The sequence below is a fragment of the Pseudomonas sp. SIMBA_067 genome (genome assembly GCF_046534675.1).
GTDB lineage: Bacteria > Pseudomonadota > Gammaproteobacteria > Pseudomonadales > Pseudomonadaceae > Aquipseudomonas > Aquipseudomonas putida.
In genome coordinates this window covers 1-328 of the sequence record NZ_JAWRYH010000179.1, presented here as the reverse complement: position 1 = coordinate 328, position 328 = coordinate 1, and the positions used below count along the sequence as shown (strand labels likewise).

The window sequence follows — 328 nt, the reverse complement described above, 5'->3', positions numbered from 1 at the left end:
CATTTACCGCAGGGTGCGCAAAGGCTAGAGTGAGGGCCTTGGCTAGACGAAGGACCCCACCCCAGCACTATGGTCAGACACTCCGAACCCGATCAGACCCTGCTCAAGATGCCTTCGCTGCGCGCGGTCAAAGTGTTCGTCGCGGCCGCCAAATACCAGAACTTCACCCGTGCCGCCGAAGCGCTGTGCGTGACCCAGGCGGCGGTAAGTCGGCAGATCCGCGAGCTGGAGACCTACCTGGGTGCCGAACTGTTCACCCGGGTCGGCCGCGCGGTGGAGCTGACCGTGGCCGGGTCGATCTTCTTCGATGCGGTGCAGTTATCGTTCG

At 63.4% G+C, this 328-nt stretch carries 1 protein-coding gene; it reads left to right on the top strand.

All coding sequences use genetic code 11. From position 1 onward, the window contains the following. Positions 1–69 precede the first annotated feature (69 nt). Positions 70–328, top strand: a 259-nt coding sequence (locus SB765_RS28615; protein WP_410932355.1) for a LysR family transcriptional regulator, incomplete at its 3' end; no start/stop codon positions are given.